We start from the raw sequence: 328 nt of genomic DNA, 5'->3' as shown, positions 1-328 counted from the left end.
CGGAGTACAACTTGGCTTAGGCAATACCGTTAAAGTTGGTAATGGTGCTACACAAATTACTGTTGATGGCAGCACAGGAAAAATTGGTGGTTTAAACAATAAGACATGGAATGCTGCAAGCATCACCAGTGGACAAGCAGCGACAGAAGACCAATTGAAACTTGTGAGTGATGCACAAACTGCAACAGATAATGCGGCAGTGAAGTACGACAACGCGGTGACAAAAGACAAAATCACTTTAGGTGGCGGAGCAGCAGGTACCACGATCACCAATGTGAAAGATGGCGCACTGAATGCCAGCTCAACAGATGCAGTGAATGGTCGCCAA

1 pseudogene is annotated in these 328 nt (G+C 46.0%); it reads left to right on the top strand.

Annotation, left to right across the window (positions count from 1 at the left end):
* Positions 1-328: pseudogene (locus MMP60_RS15850) on the top strand (hypothetical protein); the annotation flags it as partial.

The sequence above is a fragment of the Acinetobacter sp. ANC 4805 genome, assembly GCF_022549495.1.
Classification (GTDB): Bacteria; Pseudomonadota; Gammaproteobacteria; order Pseudomonadales; family Moraxellaceae; genus Acinetobacter.
This window is presented reverse-complemented; position numbering and strand designations above follow the sequence as displayed.